21 protein-coding genes are annotated in these 18,261 nt (G+C 50.5%); 17 read left to right on the top strand and 4 right to left on the bottom strand.

The features are described from left to right. Positions 1–127: 127 nt before the first annotated feature. The 8 genes from ACFVSO_RS11620 (at position 128) to glnA (ending at position 9,151) form a co-directional block, all read left to right on the top strand. A complete protein-coding gene (locus ACFVSO_RS11620) occupies positions 128–2,614 on the top strand; it encodes a transglycosylase domain-containing protein (protein ID WP_387473445.1) in 2,487 nt (828 codons plus the stop codon). 27 nt (positions 2,615–2,641) lie between these two features. Then, the gene (locus ACFVSO_RS11615; RefSeq protein WP_387473442.1) at positions 2,642–3,295 is read left to right on the top strand and encodes a peptidylprolyl isomerase; all 654 of its coding nucleotides are present in this window, start codon (positions 2,642–2,644) and stop codon (positions 3,293–3,295) included. Positions 3,296–3,481: 186 nt separating this feature from the next. Next, on the top strand, positions 3,482–4,039 hold the full coding sequence (locus tag ACFVSO_RS11610) for a ribonuclease FAU-1 family protein (RefSeq protein WP_387473440.1): 558 nt from the start codon (positions 3,482–3,484) through the stop codon (positions 4,037–4,039). Further along, positions 4,036–4,713 (top strand): YdcF family protein, encoded by a 678-nt coding sequence (locus ACFVSO_RS11605; RefSeq protein WP_387473438.1) that lies wholly within the window; start codon positions 4,036–4,038, stop codon positions 4,711–4,713. Before ACFVSO_RS11610 ends, ACFVSO_RS11605 begins: the two co-directional genes overlap by 4 nt. Before the next feature lie 301 nt (positions 4,714–5,014). Beyond that, complete coding sequence (locus ACFVSO_RS11600; RefSeq protein WP_387473435.1) at positions 5,015–5,998, top strand: AAA family ATPase; 984 nt, start codon at positions 5,015–5,017, stop codon at positions 5,996–5,998. An 81-nt stretch (positions 5,999–6,079) separates the two neighbouring features. Beyond that, on the top strand, positions 6,080–7,324 hold the full coding sequence (locus ACFVSO_RS11595; RefSeq protein WP_387474264.1) for a methionine gamma-lyase family protein: 1,245 nt from the start codon (positions 6,080–6,082) through the stop codon (positions 7,322–7,324). A gap of 61 nt (positions 7,325–7,385) precedes the next feature. Beyond that, the gene (locus ACFVSO_RS11590) at positions 7,386–7,796 is read left to right on the top strand and encodes a MerR family transcriptional regulator (protein WP_119799669.1); all 411 of its coding nucleotides are present in this window, start codon (positions 7,386–7,388) and stop codon (positions 7,794–7,796) included. Positions 7,797–7,822: 26 nt separating this feature from the next. Further along, positions 7,823–9,151: a type I glutamate--ammonia ligase gene (glnA, locus tag ACFVSO_RS11585; RefSeq protein WP_387473431.1), complete on the top strand. Its 1,329-nt coding sequence runs from the start codon at positions 7,823–7,825 to the stop codon at positions 9,149–9,151. Between the two features lie 121 nt (positions 9,152–9,272). Here the strand turns inward: glnA and ACFVSO_RS11580 are convergent, their stop codons facing one another. Further along, positions 9,273–10,073: a DUF2935 domain-containing protein gene (locus tag ACFVSO_RS11580; RefSeq protein WP_387473429.1), complete on the bottom strand. Its 801-nt coding sequence runs from the start codon at positions 10,071–10,073 to the stop codon at positions 9,273–9,275. 643 nt (positions 10,074–10,716) lie between these two features. Between ACFVSO_RS11580 and ACFVSO_RS11575 the strand changes: the two genes are divergently transcribed. The 5 genes from ACFVSO_RS11575 to ACFVSO_RS11555 all read left to right on the top strand — a co-directional run bounded on the left by ACFVSO_RS11575 (position 10,717) and on the right by ACFVSO_RS11555 (position 14,285). After that, complete coding sequence (locus ACFVSO_RS11575; protein ID WP_387473426.1) at positions 10,717–11,211, top strand: TlpA family protein disulfide reductase; 495 nt, start codon at positions 10,717–10,719, stop codon at positions 11,209–11,211. Further along, positions 11,211–11,684 (top strand): hypothetical protein, encoded by a 474-nt coding sequence (locus ACFVSO_RS11570; RefSeq protein ID WP_387473424.1) that lies wholly within the window; start codon positions 11,211–11,213, stop codon positions 11,682–11,684. The genes ACFVSO_RS11575 and ACFVSO_RS11570 overlap by 1 nt, the downstream gene beginning before the upstream one ends. Positions 11,685–11,731: 47 nt before the next feature. Further along, positions 11,732–12,133, top strand: a complete 402-nt coding sequence (locus ACFVSO_RS11565) for a hypothetical protein (RefSeq protein WP_387473421.1) — start codon at positions 11,732–11,734, stop codon at positions 12,131–12,133. Further along, a complete protein-coding gene (locus ACFVSO_RS11560; protein ID WP_387473418.1) occupies positions 12,130–13,953 on the top strand; it encodes an ABC transporter ATP-binding protein in 1,824 nt (607 codons plus the stop codon). Before ACFVSO_RS11565 ends, ACFVSO_RS11560 begins: the two co-directional genes overlap by 4 nt. Before the next feature lie 134 nt (positions 13,954–14,087). Continuing rightward, positions 14,088–14,285 (top strand): hypothetical protein, encoded by a 198-nt coding sequence (locus ACFVSO_RS11555; protein WP_387473415.1) that lies wholly within the window; start codon positions 14,088–14,090, stop codon positions 14,283–14,285. A gap of 112 nt (positions 14,286–14,397) precedes the next feature. Here ACFVSO_RS11555 and ACFVSO_RS11550 read toward each other — a convergent pair whose 3' ends face one another. Further along, a complete protein-coding gene (locus tag ACFVSO_RS11550) occupies positions 14,398–14,574 on the bottom strand; it encodes a YjfB family protein (protein WP_387473413.1) in 177 nt (58 codons plus the stop codon). A 162-nt stretch (positions 14,575–14,736) separates the two neighbouring features. Beyond that, entirely contained in the window at positions 14,737–15,357 is a 621-nt protein-coding gene (lexA, locus tag ACFVSO_RS11545; RefSeq protein WP_387474262.1) for a transcriptional repressor LexA, read from the bottom strand. Positions 15,358–15,587: 230 nt separating this feature from the next. Between lexA and ACFVSO_RS11540 the strand changes: the two genes are divergently transcribed. The 4 genes from ACFVSO_RS11540 (at position 15,588) to ACFVSO_RS11525 (ending at position 17,602) form a co-directional block, all read left to right on the top strand. After that, the gene (locus ACFVSO_RS11540; RefSeq protein WP_387473410.1) at positions 15,588–15,890 is read left to right on the top strand and encodes a LysM peptidoglycan-binding domain-containing protein; all 303 of its coding nucleotides are present in this window, start codon (positions 15,588–15,590) and stop codon (positions 15,888–15,890) included. A 179-nt stretch (positions 15,891–16,069) separates the two neighbouring features. Further along, complete coding sequence (locus ACFVSO_RS11535) at positions 16,070–16,267, top strand: DUF896 domain-containing protein (RefSeq protein WP_387473408.1); 198 nt, start codon at positions 16,070–16,072, stop codon at positions 16,265–16,267. Positions 16,268–16,279: 12 nt separating this feature from the next. Then, positions 16,280–16,786, top strand: a complete 507-nt coding sequence (locus tag ACFVSO_RS11530) for a hypothetical protein (protein WP_387473406.1) — start codon at positions 16,280–16,282, stop codon at positions 16,784–16,786. Between the two features lie 27 nt (positions 16,787–16,813). Continuing rightward, a complete protein-coding gene (locus ACFVSO_RS11525; protein ID WP_387473403.1) occupies positions 16,814–17,602 on the top strand; it encodes an HAD family hydrolase in 789 nt (262 codons plus the stop codon). A 110-nt stretch (positions 17,603–17,712) separates the two neighbouring features. Here the strand turns inward: ACFVSO_RS11525 and ACFVSO_RS11520 are convergent, their stop codons facing one another. Continuing rightward, positions 17,713–18,252 (bottom strand): 1,2-dihydroxy-3-keto-5-methylthiopentene dioxygenase, encoded by a 540-nt coding sequence (locus ACFVSO_RS11520; RefSeq protein WP_387473401.1) that lies wholly within the window; start codon positions 18,250–18,252, stop codon positions 17,713–17,715. Positions 18,253–18,261: the final 9 nt, after the last annotated feature.

The raw sequence follows: 18,261 nt of genomic DNA, 5'->3' as shown, positions 1-18,261 counted from the left end.
TTCTTATAGAGGGATTCGTTTAACTAGATAGCGGCATGCAAGGGCAACCCGCTCTGAGCTGGGTTGCTCTTGCCTTTTCGCGGCAATGCTAGATAAAACGAAGCAAGGAAGCAGGAGGGGAGTCATCATGGCTGAACAACCTAGGAGAAGGACCACCACTACTACTACGAAACCAAAAACAAAGACAAAGAAAAAGAGACGAATGTCAGGCAAAGCATGGTTCTACGGTCTCTTTTTTACAGCAGTAATTGCTATTGTATGCGGCATTATCGGTTATCTATTAATTGTACTCAACGGTGAGAGGCTGCTTGAGGAGCATGGCAGCAAGCTTGAATTCGGAGAAGCATCCATCATCTATGATGTGAATGGCAATGAGATATCCAGGCTATACGATGTATTGGATCATCGCGAAGTAGCGGAGTTTTCGGAAATTCCCGATTTTATGAAAAATGCAATTGTTGCCACGGAAGACCAACGGTTCCGCGAGCATTCGGGGCTGGACTTCTGGGCGATCGGACGTGCGCTTGTGAAGGACGTTATCGCCCGCAGCGCCGTCGAGGGCGGCAGTACGATTACGCAGCAACTGGCCAAAAACGTATTCCTGTCGGCAGACAAGACGTTCTTCCGCAAAGCGACGGAGGCTTCCATCGCGGTTGCGCTTGAGCAGCAGCTGACCAAGGATGAAATATTGACGATGTACTTGAACCGGATTTACTTCGGCAAAGGGATTCATGGCGTGAAGGCTGCGGCCGAATTTTATTTCGGTGTAGAGCTGGAAGATATGAAGCTGTGGCAAGCCGCGACACTGGCCGCGATGCCGAAGGCGCCAAACCGCTTCAATCCGCTTATCAATCCGGATGAATCGATGAACCGCAGAGCGGTCGTGCTTCGTCTGATGTACGATCAAGGCTATATTACAGAAGCAGAGATGAAGGAAGCGCAGGCTGTCGTCTATGAGGTGCCGCCAAATCAGAACGCAATGAAGAGCGGTAAGTATTATGCTTATTCCGACTTCGTGCTGAATGAGGCGATGAAGATTACCGGCTTGTCCGAGGAAGAGCTGCGCGTCGGCGGACTGCATATCTATACGTCGCTTGACCCGCAAGCTCAGGATACGATGGATAAGGAATTCGCCGATCCTTCCAACTTCGAGGAGAGCAAAGACGATCAAATCGTACAAGGTTCAATGATCATCATTGACCACCGCAGCGGTGAGATTAAGGCTATCGCTGGCGGACGCGATTATTCGTCGCGCGGCTGGAATCGTGTGGACAAGATGCGCCAGCCGGGTTCGGCGATCAAGCCGATTGTCGCCTACGGTCCTGCGCTGGAGTCGGGCAAGTACTTCCCGTGGTCCACGCTGAAGAACGACCAGAAGTGCTTCTCGAACTATTGCCCGCAAGACAGATGGGGCGCTGCTCCTGTCTCGATGACGCAAGCGATGAAGGACTCGCGCAACCTGGCGGCGGTATGGATGCTTAATGAAGTCGGCGTCAAGCAAGGGGCGGCATTCGCGGAGAAGCTGGGCCTTACGCTGGAGCCGGACGACCGCAACCTGGCGATGGCGCTTGGCGGTCTGACGCGCGGCGCTTCGCCGCTGCAGATGGCAACAGCCTACAGCATTATGGCGAACGGCGGCAAGTCCGTCGATCCGCATGCGATTACGAAGATTACAGGCAAGAAGAACTGGGAATACAAAGCGCCGCCAACCCAGCAGCTCATGTCTCCTGAGACGGCATGGTACTTGACCGAAATGATGCAAGCGGTCGTCGAGAAGGGCGGCACAGGCGCAAGGGCGGCGATCGATCGTCCGGTAGCGGGCAAAACAGGCACGACACAAGCCGGTATTCCGGGCTACAAAGGCAATGGCATCAAGGATGCCTGGTTCGTCGGCTATACGCCGGAGTGGACAGCCGCTGTCTGGATGGGCTACGATAAGACCGACGTAAATCATTTGCTCACTAAAGGCGGGGGTCAGTCGGCGGCATTGTTCGCCAAGGTGATGCGCCCTGCACTGAAAGGCGTTGCGAAGGACAGCTTCAAGCGTCCGAACAACGTGAAGGAAGATAAACCGCCGATCACGATCAAGAACTTCAAGGCGGTATTCTCCGAGCCAGATGCCAGAGTAATGCTTAGCTGGGATCCGGTAAGCGAAAAGGATATTACGTATGAAGTGTACCGGAAGGAAAGCGGAGCAAGCGATTATATCCGCTTTGTGGATACCGTTACGCCTTATACCGAAGATATGAGTGTCTTCCCGGGCGTGACCTACGATTATTATGTTGTGGCTTACGACGCCGCTACCAATCAGCGGAGCGAGCCGTCGAATGTCATCACGATTGCCGTACCGGAGATCGATATTGGCATTCCGGAAATTCCGATGGAGCCTGAGAATCCAACACCTCCTCCGGTGACGCCGCCTGGTGAAGGCGAACAAGGCGGAGAAGATGGCAACGGCGGGGAAAACGGCGGTGAGGGCACCGACCCTGGCACGCCTGAGACGCCTGGCAACACAGGCAATCCTGGCGAAGGAGATGGGGAAGTCGGCCTTATCGATCCGACTCCTCCTCCTGCCGGCAATGCCGGAGACGGGGTATCGGTAGGCGGACTCTAAGCATATAGCAGGAATAGGTGGTTGGACATGTCGATTCGAAGCATGGGAACATTCCGTAACGTACTTGTAGTCATAGCTATCATGCTGCTCGTTGCAGGTTGCGGGTCCAAGGGCAACACGGTGCCGGTGTCGGACGGAAAGTCCGGTACCGAGCCGATGAAAGCCGTAAGCTGGGACAGAATGCCGCAAATGTCGATTGACCTGGACAAGCAGTATAAGGCCATAATTGCAACGAGCAAGGGAGAGTTCGTAGTGGAGCTGTATGCGAAGGCGGCACCTGTAACGGTGAACAACTTTGTGTTCCTCTCGAACGAAGGCTTCTACGAAGGTCTGAAGTTTCATTCCATTATTGAATCCTTTATGATCCAGACAGGCGATCCGAAAGGCAACGGCACGGGCAATGCGGGCTACCGGATTCCCGACGAGCTGAATTCGGAATCGGTCTATGAGGAAGGCACGGTAGCGATGTTCAATACCGGTTCGCCGAACTCAGGCAGCAGCCAATTTTTCATTTGCACAGGACCAGAGGCATCCAATCTGAACCGGCAGCCGAACTATACCATCTTCGGCAAGGTTGAAAGCGGTATGGATACCGTCCGTCAGATCGCAGCGAGTCCTGTTCAGAATGGCTCCCCGATCGAGGATATCATCATTGAATCAATCGTGATTGAAGTGGTATAGCATGAAGCGCCCCGCCGCTGGACTGATCAGCCAGCGGGGCGCTTTTTTGTTCATTAGAGGGCATGGCTCACTAACGCCGGTACAAGCTGTGCGTGTTTATTTTCCCCGTCGGGTGGAGATGGACGTTAAGATATGGTAATCTTTCTCTATAGGGGTTACCAATATGAACGGAAAGGTACGTTCCGTATGAAGAGAAAATTTTCTGACCGGGCGAATTGGCGCCGCATCCTGCGGAGAAGCTACTCCTGCCTGGCGCTTGACGGCGACGAGTTCCGAGGTCTGGTTACCTTTTATCGGATTCATGAGTTAAGGGAGCCGCTTTGGAAGGAATATGACGGGCGGAGGCTCTGTCTGGCCGATCGTGGTTATTTGTGGATGCAGCATTTTCCGAAGGGCGAACATTTTGTCGTTACGACGATGTTCGATGATAAAGGACGCGTCATTCAATGGTATATTGATGTATGCAAGACGCAAGGCTTAACGGATCAGCAGGTGCCGTGGTTTGATGATCTGTATCTGGATGTAGTCGTATTGCCTAGCGGCGAAGTTTATTTGATGGATGAGGATGAGCTGGAGGACGCCTTGCGTGATGGGGATGTAAGCAGCAGGGATGTCGCGCTGGCCCGCAAGACGGCTGGAAGGCTGTTGTCCAGCATCCGCAACGGCAGGTTCCGTTATTTTACGCTAAGCCTTAAGCATCGCAAGACGCTGGCGGAGAGAACGGGGGAACTTAGCGAATCATGAAAGCAGCAGTACAAAAGAAGAGCAGACCGCGGAGACGGAAGCGTGTTTTTCGCCCGTGGCTGCTCTTATTTCGTTTCATTATGTGGGGAATTGCGGTAGGTGTATTATGGAGCGGCTATATGCTCTGGCTCATTAATGGTTATAGCCCCAAAGAGGCTTATCCGGCGGCTGACGCCGGAATCGTGCTGGGTGCGGCGTTATGGAATGACCGACCCAGCCCGGCACTTCGAGAGAGGCTGGAGTATGCCCGCACGCTGTTGGAGAACGGAACAGTGAAGACGCTGGTCCTCTCCGGCGGACACGGGGGGCGAGCCTCCACGTTGTCGGAGGCCGAGGGGATGAGGAACTATCTGGTGGAGAAAGGCGTGCCGGAAGACAAGCTGTTGCTAGAGACGCACTCCACGAGCACGTATCAAAATCTGGTGTTCAGCAGTATGCTTGCCGAAGAGAAGGGACATGCCACTTATCTGGTCATTACGCATGATTACCATGCGGCCCGCGCCGGAGAGATAGCCGCGTATGCAGGGCTTGATCTTGCTGGCGTTGCAGGTGTCAAGTCGGCTGTCCTTAATGAGTTCTATAATGATTCCAGAGAAGTGCTGGCGTTCACCAAGTGGAAGCTGGACTGGCTGCTGCTTACCGCCGGTCTCCGCTCGCCTGAGTCCATGCTTTGAATCTGCTAATATGACGCTGCAAGATAGAATACACTTGTAGTGCGTGTTCAAAAAGTTCGGTTTTCAGCACATGAGCTTATGCTTCCGATGATGCGTTTTTGCAAAACGCTGCAGAAGATGGGATGAAGCTAGGAAATGAGGAGCGGAACGTAGTGGAAGCTACGTGAGCACCGGAAGTTCCGGCTGAATGCCATATTCGATGTCGAGTTGGCTCCCTGATCTCCTTCGTGATCAAAAGTGGACTTTTTGAACAACCTCTTGTAGTGCGAGCAGCTTCTGAAAAGGAAAGGTGATGCGCCAGATGAGCGGACACGTCATATCGGGACCAGGCAACGGAACGAGTAGACCTTCCCGCCAGATTAATGTTGTATTGCGCAGCCATGAGACATTCGGCAGCAGCGCCTCGGCCCATGCGCTTGAAGCGGAGCCGCTGCCATCCGTAAAGCCGTTGCCTGCGGTGGACCATTTTGCCGATATCCAGAAGGAACTGGAGCCAATGGTCGGTATGGATAACGTCAAGGCATTGGTCTATGAAATTTATGCGCTGCTCTACATTAGCCGAATGCGGACAGAGGCAGGCTTGTATGGCGGCTCTCAAGTTTATCATATGATCTTCAAGGGCAATCCCGGTACGGGAAAGACAACCATTGCAAGAATTGTAGCGAAGCTGTTCCAGAAGATGGGCGTGTTGACGAAAGGTCATCTCATTGAGGTAGAGCGGGCTGACCTGGTTGGCGAATATATCGGCCATACGGCGCAGAAGACACGTGACCTGGTACGCAAGGCGATGGGCGGCGTATTATTTGTAGATGAGGCGTACAGCCTTGCCAGAGGCGGCGAGAAGGACTTCGGCAAGGAAGCGATCGATACACTGGTGAAGGCGATGGAGGATCATCGCAATGGCTTTGTGCTGATTTTGGCGGGATATCCGCTGGAGATTGAACAATTCCTGATGACGAATCCAGGGCTGCCGTCACGCTTCCCGATCCAAATCGATTTTCCCGACTATTCGGTAGACCAGCTGATTCAAATCGGGGAGCTGATGGTGAAGGAGCGGGATTATGTGATGATGCCGCAGACGGTATTCAAGCTGAGACAGCATCTGATGCAGGAGAAACAAAGCGATATGTTTTCGTTCAGCAACGCTAGGTTTGTGCGCAATACGATCGAGAAGGCGATTCGCCATCAAGCGGTGCGCCTGATTGGACAGTATTCCAATTCCGTGCCCGGCAAAGGCGAGCTGATGTCGATCCGGCCGGAGGACTTGAAATTAGAACGAAGCTAGCTGCAATTTGAAAAAGGGAGAAGCAGAAGCATGAGCAAGATTCAACAAGAGAACGGGGAACTATGGGAAAGCCTGCTCCAGATGGCAGAAGAAGAGGAAGATCGGGTTGTCGAAGCGTTCCGCAGAATCGATCGAACTGCGGAACGCAATCAATGGAAGGTCATTGAGGCGTTCAAGCGCCATCGAGTCAGTGATTATCACTTTGCCGGATCGACAGGCTACGGCTACAACGACCGCGGCCGTGAAGTGCTGGATTTGGTGTATGCGGATGTATTCGGCGCGGAAGCGGCGCTGGTGAGGCCGCATTTTGCATCCGGTACACATACGATCAGCTGCGCTCTGTTCGGGTTGCTTCGACCCGGTGACGAGCTGATCTATATAACGGGCAAGCCCTATGACACGCTTCATAAGGTCATTGGCAAGCCGGGTGACGGCAAAGGCTCTTTGCAGGATTGGGGGGTAGCCTATAACGAGGTTGCGCTGCTTCCTGACGGAGATTTGGATTGGGACGGAATCGAATCGGCGTTGACGGAGAAAACCAAAGTGATCGGCATTCAACGATCGCGCGGGTATGACTGGCGGTCGAGCTTTACCGTGCAGCAAATCGGCGATATGATCCAGCGTGTCAAAGCGCTGAAGCCGGATGTACTGGTCTTTGTAGACAATTGTTACGGCGAATTCACAGAGCTCATGGAGCCGACACAGGTGGGAGCAGATCTGATTGCCGGTTCACTAATCAAAAATCCAGGTGGGGGACTTGCGGAGACCGGCGGGTATGTGGCAGGAACCCAGAAGGCAGTGGAGGCTGCTTCCTACCGGCTGACCGCCCCGGGCATTGGCAGCGAGGTCGGCGCTATGTTGGGAACGATGCGTTCGATGTACCAGGGGCTTTTCCTGTCCCCTCATTTGGTGGGACAAGCCTTGAAGGGCAGCGTCTTTGCGGCTGCGATGTTCGAGCGCCTTGGCTTCGAGAGCAAGCCGCATTGGCGAGAGCCTAGAACGGATCTGATCCAAGCGGTTCGCTTCGGACAAGCCGATCATCTTATTGCATTCGTACAGGGCATTCAAGAAGCAGCGGCTGTGGATGCTCATGTCGTCCCTGAGCCGTGGGATATGCCGGGTTATGAGAATCCTGTCATTATGGCAGCCGGCACCTTTATCCAGGGGGGCAGTCTGGAGCTGTCGGCGGATGCGCCGATCCGTGATCCATACATCGCCTATATGCAAGGCGGTCTGACGTATGCCCATGCCAAATACGGTGTATTGATCGCGTTAGCTAAGCTCGTCCAAAAAGGTTTGGTTGTGATTAAACCTTACACAACTTGACACATTTATAGCTCAACGATACAATGAACCTATAAATGAGCGACTGGAAGGTTGATGCGACATGGCTGATGAAATTCGCAGGAATATGGCCTTATTTCCAATAGGCATCGTTATGAAGCTGACGGATCTAACGGCCAGGCAAATCCGTTATTATGAGCAGCATGAGCTGATCGTGCCGGCGCGGACGGCCGGTAATCAGCGGTTATTCTCGTTCAACGACGTAGAACGGCTGCTCGAAATCAAGTCTCTAATTGAGAAGGGCGTTAATATCGCGGGGATTAAGCAGGTCATGAATCCGGTATCCAAGGAATCGGATGATGCGACGATCGTCAGCGAGCAGTCCGAGGTGAAGCGCCGCGAGCTGTCGGACCAGCAGTTGCATCGCCTGCTGAAGCAACAGCTTCTTGAGAAGAGACCGGGGCAAGCGTCCATGATTCAGGGACAGCTGACCCGTTTCCTAAATAAACGGTAGTGAAATCGACTTAAGGAGATGATCTAATGAGCTACACGAAAGAAGACATCAAGCGTATTGCAGAAGAGCAGAACGTACGGTTTATCCGCCTTCAATTTACCGATTTGCTCGGGACGATCAAAAACGTCGAAATACCGGTTAGCCAGCTGGACAAGGCTCTTGATAATAAAATGATGTTCGACGGTTCTTCCATCGAAGGTTACGTTCGTATCGAAGAATCTGACATGTACTTATACCCTGATCTGGATACCTGGGTTGTCTTCCCCTGGGTAGCAGAGGATCGTGTCGCAAGACTGATCTGCGATATCTACATGCCGGACGGCACGCCGTTCGCAGGCGACCCGCGCGGCATTCTGAAGCGCGCTCTGAAGGAAGCCGAGGAGATGGGCTACACGGCGATGAACGTCGGTCCTGAGCCGGAGTTCTTCCTGTTCAAGACGGATGAGCGCGGCGAGCCGACGACAGAGCTGAACGATCAAGGCGGCTACTTCGATCTGGCGCCGATGGATCTGGGCGAGAACTGCCGCCGCGAGATCGTGCTGACGCTGGAGGAGATGGGCTTCGAGATCGAGGCTTCCCACCATGAGGTGGCTCCTGGGCAGCATGAGATCGACTTCAAATATGCCGACGCCATCAAAGCGGCGGACCAAATTCAAACGTTCAAGCTTGTCGTTAAAACAATTGCGCGCGTACACGGCCTGCATGCGACCTTTATGGCGAAGCCGCTATTCGGGGTTAACGGTTCGGGTATGCACTGTCACCAGTCGTTGTTCCAAGGCAGCACGAACGCATTCTACGACGAGTCGGACAAGCTTGGCCTTAGCGATACCGCTCGTTATTATATGGCAGGCGTGCTGAAGCATGCCCGCGCTATGGCTGCAATTACGAATCCGACGGTCAACTCGTATAAGCGTCTGGTTCCCGGATATGAGGCGCCTTGCTATGTCGCTTGGTCTGCAAGCAACCGCTCGCCGATGATCCGTATTCCGGCATCACGCGGTCTCTCGACTCGCGTCGAAGTTCGCAACCCGGACCCGACAGCGAATCCGTATCTAGCGCTTGCCGTCATGCTGAAGGCTGGCCTGGACGGCATCCGCAACCAGACTCCGCTTCCAGCGCCAATCGATCGCAACATCTATATCATGACGGAGGAAGAGCGGATAGACGAAGGAATTCCAAGTCTGCCGGTTGACCTGAGAGAGGCATTGGACGAAATGCTGAAAAGCGATATCGTCTGCGAAGCGCTCGGCGACCATGCGCTGGCTCACTTCTACGAGCTGAAGGAAATCGAATGGGATATGTACCGCACGCAAGTTCACCAATGGGAACGCGATCAGTATTTGACGCATTACTAATAGGGGAAGTTCAGTAATAACGCGGGTCTAAAGGGATGTTGTTTCGGGGGCAGTCGAGTAATTCGACTGCCCCCGAAACGCTCCCTTTTTTGATTTGCTTAAAGGACTTATATATCAAAGTTTAAGCAGAATTTCCGGTCAAACTGTTTTCAAACATATCGATGATAACAAGGAAATGTTCTGCTTCACGAAATACATGATCCGCCAATAACGGATGAATGATGCTTTTAATACGGCATGCTTCAATTAGTTCTCGAGCTGTTTTTTTGAAATCGCGTAGTGATTTAACAGAAACCCTGTTTTGATCCAGAAATTGATCAAGCAGCGGAACCGTTTGCGATTGAGGACGCATAGATTCCAGGTCCTTTGCTTGAAATAGCAAGGTGTCAAATTCTTGACTGAAGTTATTGGCTTGTTCCACTAGCTGCCGCTCGGAGGGATCAAGCAAGTGACTAATGAATTTGGCGTGATCAGCCATAATTCTTAGGAAAAAAACATTTTCATCAATGATCGCATCGGGCAGAGGTTCCAAGCGACCAGTGTTTAATTCCGACAACCGATTTCTGAAATAATTAGCTTCTCTGCTTACATGATCAACTAACAAGGGGAAGTTGTTTGCTCCCGGGAGCTGGCATGTCACTATTAATCCGAGTACTTTTCTTTTAAAAGCCCAAATATAAGAAACTGCGGTGTGCACCTCTTCATTGAATCTTTTTATGACAGTTGGATCAGTCCCAATGGTAAATGCATTTGATTTATGTTCGATGGCTTCAAAGATGGCATAGAAATGATTAGCTTCGTTAATCAATTGGGTATCCTCACAACGGAAACCCAATTTAAGAAAAAGAGAATGCTCTTTCATAATGCGCGACCAAAACCTTACTTCTTCTAAAGAACGTGCTACAAATGACTGATCTAACAATGGCAGCATCTCCCTCGAGACCGTAATCTTTAAGAGTACTGTATGAAGGGAGAATTTGTACTATTCCCTTGCCTCCGAACGTTTCAGCCCACGTAAGACTATATTCTCAATGCTTATCCACCCTATACCACCAAGTAAAGATCGTTTTTGTTCACTTAGCTGCAGTTCATTTCCTGGTCTATAGTAAAATATCCGTAATTTCTTGGATACTGACATCATTCTGCTATCTACGCGTTGAATCTTGTCGAATCCTGTAATGTTTTGTAAACTTTCGTTGAAACCGTTTACATTTGTAGATAATGGTTATATATTGTTAACTATCGAAGGAAGATTTGCTAATTATATTATAAATTAAACTTGAGGTGATAGATTTAATTGCTTGTTCTGGCATTAATGAAAGGAGGTGAACAATAATGGCATGTCCAAATGGATGTAGATCTACGGTATGGGTTACGTATTGCACAAGCTATTGCCCAGGCGCGAACAGCCACACAAGAAGAAGAGTATTAGTATGCCCTTCGGAGAACTGCAGCGTTAACGGGCCTTGTGATTGCTGGTAAAATTAAGTTTCATAGAGAATCTCTCAACTAACTTGAGAGATTCTCTTTCTGCTATTCCGTTACGGAAAAAGGGGGAAACAGCGATGAATCAGATGGAGAAGGAACGACCATCTTTTTTGAGAGTGGAAGAAGGATTGCAAATTGGCGACTACATGCCTAATATACGGATTCCCAATTATGATTCTTTGCACCTATATGATTTTATAACCGATTATTTGTTGCTGGCTACGATTAGCACGACCTGCGCGCCTTGTCTTCCCGCTATGGAGGCGATCGACGCTTTGATCAAGCGATATCCCGGCATGAATCTAATTATATTCATGGATACAGAGGAAGAGACATTCGAGCAAGCGAAGCAAATATTTCACTCGTCTGCGCGTCTGTATCATGCCACGGACAATGTCATGTTCGGCGAACTGAAAACTCGCGGTTATCCGTGGGCGTTCGGTTTGAATGCGGATGGGCAAATCATTACGATTGAACATGCTGGCAGCATGGAGTATTTGGAGAAGCTTTTGTTTCCTTTCAAAAGGTTTTTGGAGCCACAGGCGGCGGTTGCGATGAAGGAGGGGCTGTGATGAGCAAACTTAGCTTTCGAGATTTGTTTAAGCGGGAAACCTTGGAGAGGGAGCAGTCCTACGCTTCCGGTCCGGAAGAAACCATTGAGCAACCCTTTATCCCCGGCGCGCCCTTCCCTGATCTGGCATTGGACGCCAGGCTGGCGGATGCCGAGAAGGCGGCTGTTCTTTTCGTATCTTTAACCTGCAGCAGCTGTATCGATTTGCTTCCGGAGCTTGTTGCTTTTTCCGCTAGTTTCGATGGGCTGCTCTTAGTTGTCAGCAGCGGACTGAAGGAAGAGAACGAGGAGCTTGTCCACTATTACGACTATTCCTTCCCCGTCATTACGATGGAGGAGAACATTTATAAAGCGAAATTCGGTCTGGAGGCGACTCCGGCGGCCATTGTGCTAGAAAAGGGCTTGATGATGCAACGTTTTACGATCCAGCACATCGGGCATTTGAACGAGCAGATCGGGATTCAAATAGGTTAGACCAAACAGTTGAAGATGCCATTCCATATTAGAGGGGAAGTTGCCTAATGCACCCAGCCATAAGCGGACAGCTTATAATCGCGGATCAGGTTATTGACAATTATGAAGCCAGAGCCCACTGCATTCAGAATGTGCGCAATGTCGTGCACATCCGTACATATCCATCGGTTACGCTTTTTTATTTGTGGGCTAAGGTATTGTTTTTTGGCATGGATCAAGGGGTCGTATGGATCAAGGTATACGATGATGATCATCAGATCGTATGGGAGAAGAAATGCGAGGGGCTAGTCAATAAACGCGTATCCCCGGCCCCGGCCGGTATCGACATGGCGTTCCAGCCGCGCTTTGTCGTGCATGACGAGGGACTGTTTCACTTTGTTATGACGGATGCCGACGGTGCAACTTTGGCCCATTACCCGCTCTATATCGCCCGCCCGGAGCCGGCATGAACGAATCGAACGGCAAGCTGCGCACCTTCGGCTTATTGATTCCGATACTATGGAAAATCTCAAGTGTGGCGCTTGTCATTCTCATTGGTCTCACAATAGCCCAAGCGTTTATTCCAATCGTGCAGCTTGCGCTTACAAGCAGACTGGTTGAAGAAGCGGCGCAGCTCTTTCAAGGGAATAGTGAAGATGGCATGCGAGGCGTGCAGATTCTTGTAGGGCTGCAGCTTGCTTTGCTCCTGTCCGGGGCGGTGATGGGGGGCATATTCAAATACACGCAGCAATACTTTAATCAGCGAGCCACGTTATACTTCGATGAGCTATTGTCGACGAAGGTGAACCGGCTGCCGCTTTCTTATTTTGACAACCATATCAATTATGACCGGCTGCAACGCACCTCCTTTAGCATGCAGCTTCAAGGCATCGGCATTATTTTTACAATCCTGACGATGATTCAGAATATGATTACGGTGGTTGGCTTTATCGTTGTGCTTTATCAATTTCATTGGTTGCTGTCGCTTGGCATGCTGCTTCTTGTGGTGCCTATGTTAGGGTCCTACCTCTATGAAAGCAAAGCGATGTTCAAGCTGATCATTCATCAGACGCCTGATGAGCGCATGTCATCCTACATTAGCAATTTACTGAAAAGCAGGGAAGGAGCCAAGGAGATTCGCGTATTTGAATTGGCTTCTTATTTGATAGCCAAGTGGAAGCGGATCGCCTTAAGAAATGTCGGCCGGCTGCTTGCCCTGGAGCGAAAAACGATTGGCATTACCTACGGGGTGCAGCTGTTCACGTTGACGCTGCTAAGCGGCATGCTGCTGTTCGCCTTGCATACCGGAGCAACCGGGGGGCTGGTGATCGGTCAATATGTTGCGCTCGCCCAAGCGTTATTCAGCTCCCAGTCGCTTATGCAAGGGCTGGCCCAGGGCTACTCCAACATTCATCAGGGCTTGCTGCACGCGAATGAGATGATTTCATTTGTGAATCTTCCTGAAGGGAACGGGAAGGAGGGAGACCAGGAGTTTCCGTCTCCAATCCGGCAAGGCATAACGGTAGAGCAGCTGTCCTTTCACTATGACGGGGCTCCTGGTCCGGCGATCGACAGCATAAGCTTTTCAATAGGAGCGGGCGAAACGATTGCCATTGTCGGGGACAACGGAGCGGGCAAGAGCACGCTGGCCAAATGCTTGCTTGGATTATACGCTCCGGACAAAGGCTCCATTGCAGTTGACGGGATAGCGTATGCGCATCTAACTTCCGACAGCCTTCGAAGCCGCATGAGCGCGATCTTTCAAGACTTTGTCCAGTTTCCCTTTCCCGTATGGGAGAATATTGGTTTAGGAGCAATCAGCGACCTGAGCAACCGGGATAAGCTTCAGAAATCCAGCGAAGAAGCGAATACCGCTTCCTTCATCGATAAGCTGCCCCAGGGCTGGGATACTGTCCTTGGTGTTCAATTCGACGGCGGCCATGAGCTGTCCTATGGTCAATGGCAGCGTATCGCGCTGAATCGGGCTTTCTACCGGGAGTTTGAGCTCATTGTATTGGACGAGCCTACTGCTTCGCTTGATCCCATGACCGAAGCGGCTATCTTTGAGAACCTGATGAAGTTAACGAGCGGCAAAACATCGGTTTTTATTACTCATCGGCTTGGCAGCTGCCGGTTTGCAGATCGTATTCTGGTGCTAAAGGATGGCCGTCTTGTGGAAGAGGGCCATCATGATGCATTAATGAGCCGGAATGGCGAGTACGCTGCGATGTTCCGCAAGCAAGCGGGCTGGTATACGAAGGAATGGGAGGAGCAGGCGCTTGGCGTGTAACCGCCGGTGCTGCTCCTTTTTCAGCTGGCCTCACGTCTTGCGATTAACGGCTGAAAATAGTTAAAAACTTCATGTGACACGAACGTATGTTTTGGATATAATAAGAACATACATTCGTTCAGGCGGTGATTGGCATGGAGAGATTTCTCGGAAAAGTTGTACAGCTCATCTACATCGACAGGAAGAGAAATGTATCGATTCGTAATGTGCGGATTATTTCGGTAAAGGGCAAGCAATTCAAAGCTTATTGCTACTCGGCTGGGGCTATGCGTATCTTTAATGAGGATCATGTGGTGGATGTGGAAGTCTCCAAACAAGCCGGTAAAGCGTAGCAGGAAGAGATACGGGTTAGTTTTGGCAAGACGGAGTCAGACATTGGTCTTAGGTACTTCAACTGAAAAAGGAAACCAAAAGAAAAACCCGCAAACATCGCGGGTTGATTCATTACGCTCGAAGATCCAAGTTTTGACCGAGATTAGGGTCGAGGCTCTTGCCGATCATGTCTGCCAGCTGTTGTCCTTGCTGTTCAGCTTGTCCTTTGGCGATGCTAAGCATCTTGATGCCTACGGATTGGGCCAGCTTTGATTGGCCTAATGCTATCGATAATGCGCCAATATCCAAGTTATACACCTCCTACTAGCTATATCGGCAACTGACCTGTAAGGATGAAGGTACGATTCGGCAGTGTGGTGAACGAAGGGTGGAGGATTTAAGATAATATCCTTTATAATAAAAGGCTGCTGGAATGAATCATTCATTCCAGCAGCCTTCTTCTTGTGTAAATTAGTGAATATCGCGGAACAATCCGATGACCTTGCCGAGAATCGTGACGTTCTTCAGGCGGATTGGCTCCATCGTAGCGTTCTCTGGCTGGAGACGGATATGATCCTTCTCCTTATAGAACGTCTTGACGGTTGCCTCATCATCCTCCGTCATTGCAACAACGATCTCGCCGTTGTTCGCCGTCTGCTGCTGGCGGACGATGACGTAGTCGCCATTATGTATGCCCGCTTCAATCATACTTTCGCCGATAACGTTAAGAATAAAGACCTTGCTGTCCCCCACATAATGGGAAGGAAGGGGGAAATAATCCTCTATGTTCTCCGTAGCCGTAATCGGAATGCCGGCGGTAACCTTGCCCACGATCGGCACTTGCGCGACTGGAAACGGAATGACGTTGTCATTGTCGTCTTGGTTCAGGATCTCGATAGCGCGAGGCTTGGTAGGGTCGCGGCGGATGAAGCCTTTCTTCTCCAGCCTGTCCAGATGGCCGTGAACGGTGGAACTGGACAGCAGACCAACGGCTTCTGCGATTTCCCGAACGGAGGGCGGGTAACCCTTCTCCCGAACTTCCTGCTTGATAAATTCAAGGATCGAATGTTGCCGTTTGGACAGCTTCGACACGTACATCATCTCCATTCTTCTTATTGTGTCAAATTATAACACAGAACCGCAGTTCGTACAAACATAAGTTCTTAAGCACAAAGGTTCGTATTTTTCTGTTGACTGGAACATTTGTTCGTGTTAATCTGAGAACAGAACAAATGTTTGGGGTGCTGATTATGATGATAATGAATCCTTCTTCATACCGTTCCATCCACATGGAACCTGACACATCCAAGAATACGACATACATGAGCGTAATTAGCGGCTGGATGAAGTCGAATGGCTTGCGGATCGTTGTAAGCTTACTGATTGCTCTGCTGCTCTTTACAAGCTTTTTGTTATTGGGAACAAAGGCATCTGGCACAATGGAGCCATCGGGTCAGGAACAGGTGGTGACAGTAGGAAGCGGAGACTCCTTGTGGTCGATTGCTAGCCGATATGCAGAGAGGCATGACGATGTAGGTTATCTTGTCTATACCATTAAGAATCGTAACAATTTGACTGACACATTGATTATTCCGGGACAACAGCTGATCATTCCGGATCTATAATAGAAGATAGTGCAAGAAGCGCTGCAACCTTTGGGTTATAGCGCTCTTTTTTTGTCTCATTTTCTGGTATACTAGTAGAGTTGAGTTCAAATGGAGTCATTCCTGTAACCTTGATTCATGCAATGCGTAATGTCATGGTAGGGAATGAGATGTTTACAGCTAGAGGGGAGTTGAGACACATGGATATCGATAAATTGATCGCACGTATTAACGAGCTTTCCCGTAAAAACAAAACGGTAGGCTTAACGGACGAGGAAACGAAGGAGCGCGACGAATTGAGGCAGCGTTATTTGAACAACTTCAAAAGCAACTTCAAGCAGCAGCTCGATTCGATTAAATACGTCGAAGACGAAGAGGACAACAACACTAAGCATTAGGGGGTACCAGCCTTGTCAAGGTCATGGGAACGCAAAGTACGTAAAAACATGAGCAAGGTTAATCAGGTCCGCAAGAAAAGTGGCGGAGCGCCGGTCGTATTCAACGCCGAGAAAAAGGATCGTTATTCGGGACGCAACTATGTATTTCCGATCTTGCTGTTGGTTTTTGTCGGATTGTACAGCTTTGTGATGCAAGGCGATCCCAAGTTTGAGGCAACCACCATGTATTGGGTCACCGTAGCCTGCTATATTATTTTGGCGGCCCTGTTTTTCCTGCGGAAGCCTTATTTAACGATCGGCAAGGATTATGTCCAGTCGCGCCGCTTCACAGGGGACAAGCGTCTGAATGTTGCCGACATTAAAGGCATTCGCGTGCAAGACGGATATGTCACGATTATGCCTCAGAAGGGCGCCAGCTGGACGTATTCTCGTTTGCTGAACCGCTTCAAAACCGAAGAAATGGCCGAGAAGCTTAAGGCGTTTGCAGCTGCGCACAATATAGCGTTCGACGAAAAATAATTGATTCATGGGGGAGTAGAGACCATCATGTCCAAACAGGCGGTATTATTTGATCTGGATGACACGTTATTGTGGGATGACCGCAGCGTGAAGGAAGCGTTCGAGGCCACTTGCAGAGCGGGAGCGGAGGCTGCGGGCGTTGATATCGTCGAGCTTGAAGCGGCTGTCCGCAAGGAAGCAAGAGAGCTGTACGAATCGTACGAGACTTTTCCGTTTACGAAAATGATTGGAATTAACCCGTTTGAAGGGTTGTGGGCGAACTTCGCGGAAGGCGAGCAGGAGGAATTCCGCAAGCTTCAGCAGCTTGCGCCGAATTACCGCAGAGAAGCTTGGACACGCGGACTTAAGGCGCTGGGTGCCGATAATCCGGAGCTTGGGGCTAAGCTGGCGGAGCAATTCCCGGCAGAGAGACGCAAGCGTCCAATCGTCTACGACGAAACATTCGCTGTCCTCGACAAGCTGAAGGGCAAATATAAGCTGCTGCTGCTTACCAATGGTTCTCCTGATCTTCAGAAGGAGAAACTGGACGGTGTGCCGGCACTTATTCCTTACTTCGATCATATTATCATCTCAGGGCAGTTCGGCGAGGGCAAGCCGGCTGCGTCCATCTTCAAGCATGCGCTGGAGAAGCTCGGCATCGAACCCGATCATGGCATCATGGTGGGAGACAAGCTGACGACGGATATTCTGGGCGCGAACACAATTGGCATGACGTCTGTCTGGATCAATCGCCATGGCATGGTGCGTAACGATGAGATCGTACCTACGTATGAAATCATCAACCTGGAAGAACTGCTCCAGATTTTGGAACAATAATCCGAATACGTTATAACTTGATACGCAATCATTCCTTCTAGAAATAAAAACAAGCCCCTTACTCGGCCTGTTCAGCCGGGAGGGGCTTGCTTCTTTATTCCAATAGGGTCTTACTTCGTGAACGCTGGGTCCGCGAATGGGTGGGCAATCCAGCCCTCCGTCTCGATAAAGAGGCGAACGGCTACGATTTGGCGATTTTCCATAAGCGTGAAGAAATGCGCTTTATGCTCCGGTACGGAGATAACGTCGCCTGCTTCCAGCTCAACGTCGAAGTAGCCGACATCCTCTGTTCCTTTAATAATGAAGATTCCGCGTCCTGCTGTAATGGCACGAACTTCATCTTCTGTGTGCGTGTGGACATTCTCGAATTTCTTCAGCAGCTCGTCAAGATTAGGAGTTGCGTCGGACAGGGAGATGATGTCCCAAGTTCTGTAACCGCGACGTGCGGCAAGGTCGTTAATTTCGGCTTCATACGTTTTTAGAATTGCAGCTTTCTCTTCATCGGACAGCACAAATTTATCTTGTAGCTCCTCGGATAGCTTGCTTGGATCCCAATGCTCGTACAGCACCTCTTGGCTGTCCAGAAAAGCGCGAACGTTTTCTTCTCCTTTAATCCGTTCCTCTGTATTGCGAATGCGAATTTCAGCCATACCATTCCC

Origin of the sequence: Paenibacillus sp. NPDC057967, assembly GCF_042887015.1 — a bacterium.
GTDB lineage: Bacteria > Bacillota > Bacilli > Paenibacillales > Paenibacillaceae > Pristimantibacillus.
The sequence above is the reverse complement of the archived record's forward strand: the minus strand, read 5'-3'. Positions and strand labels throughout refer to the sequence as shown.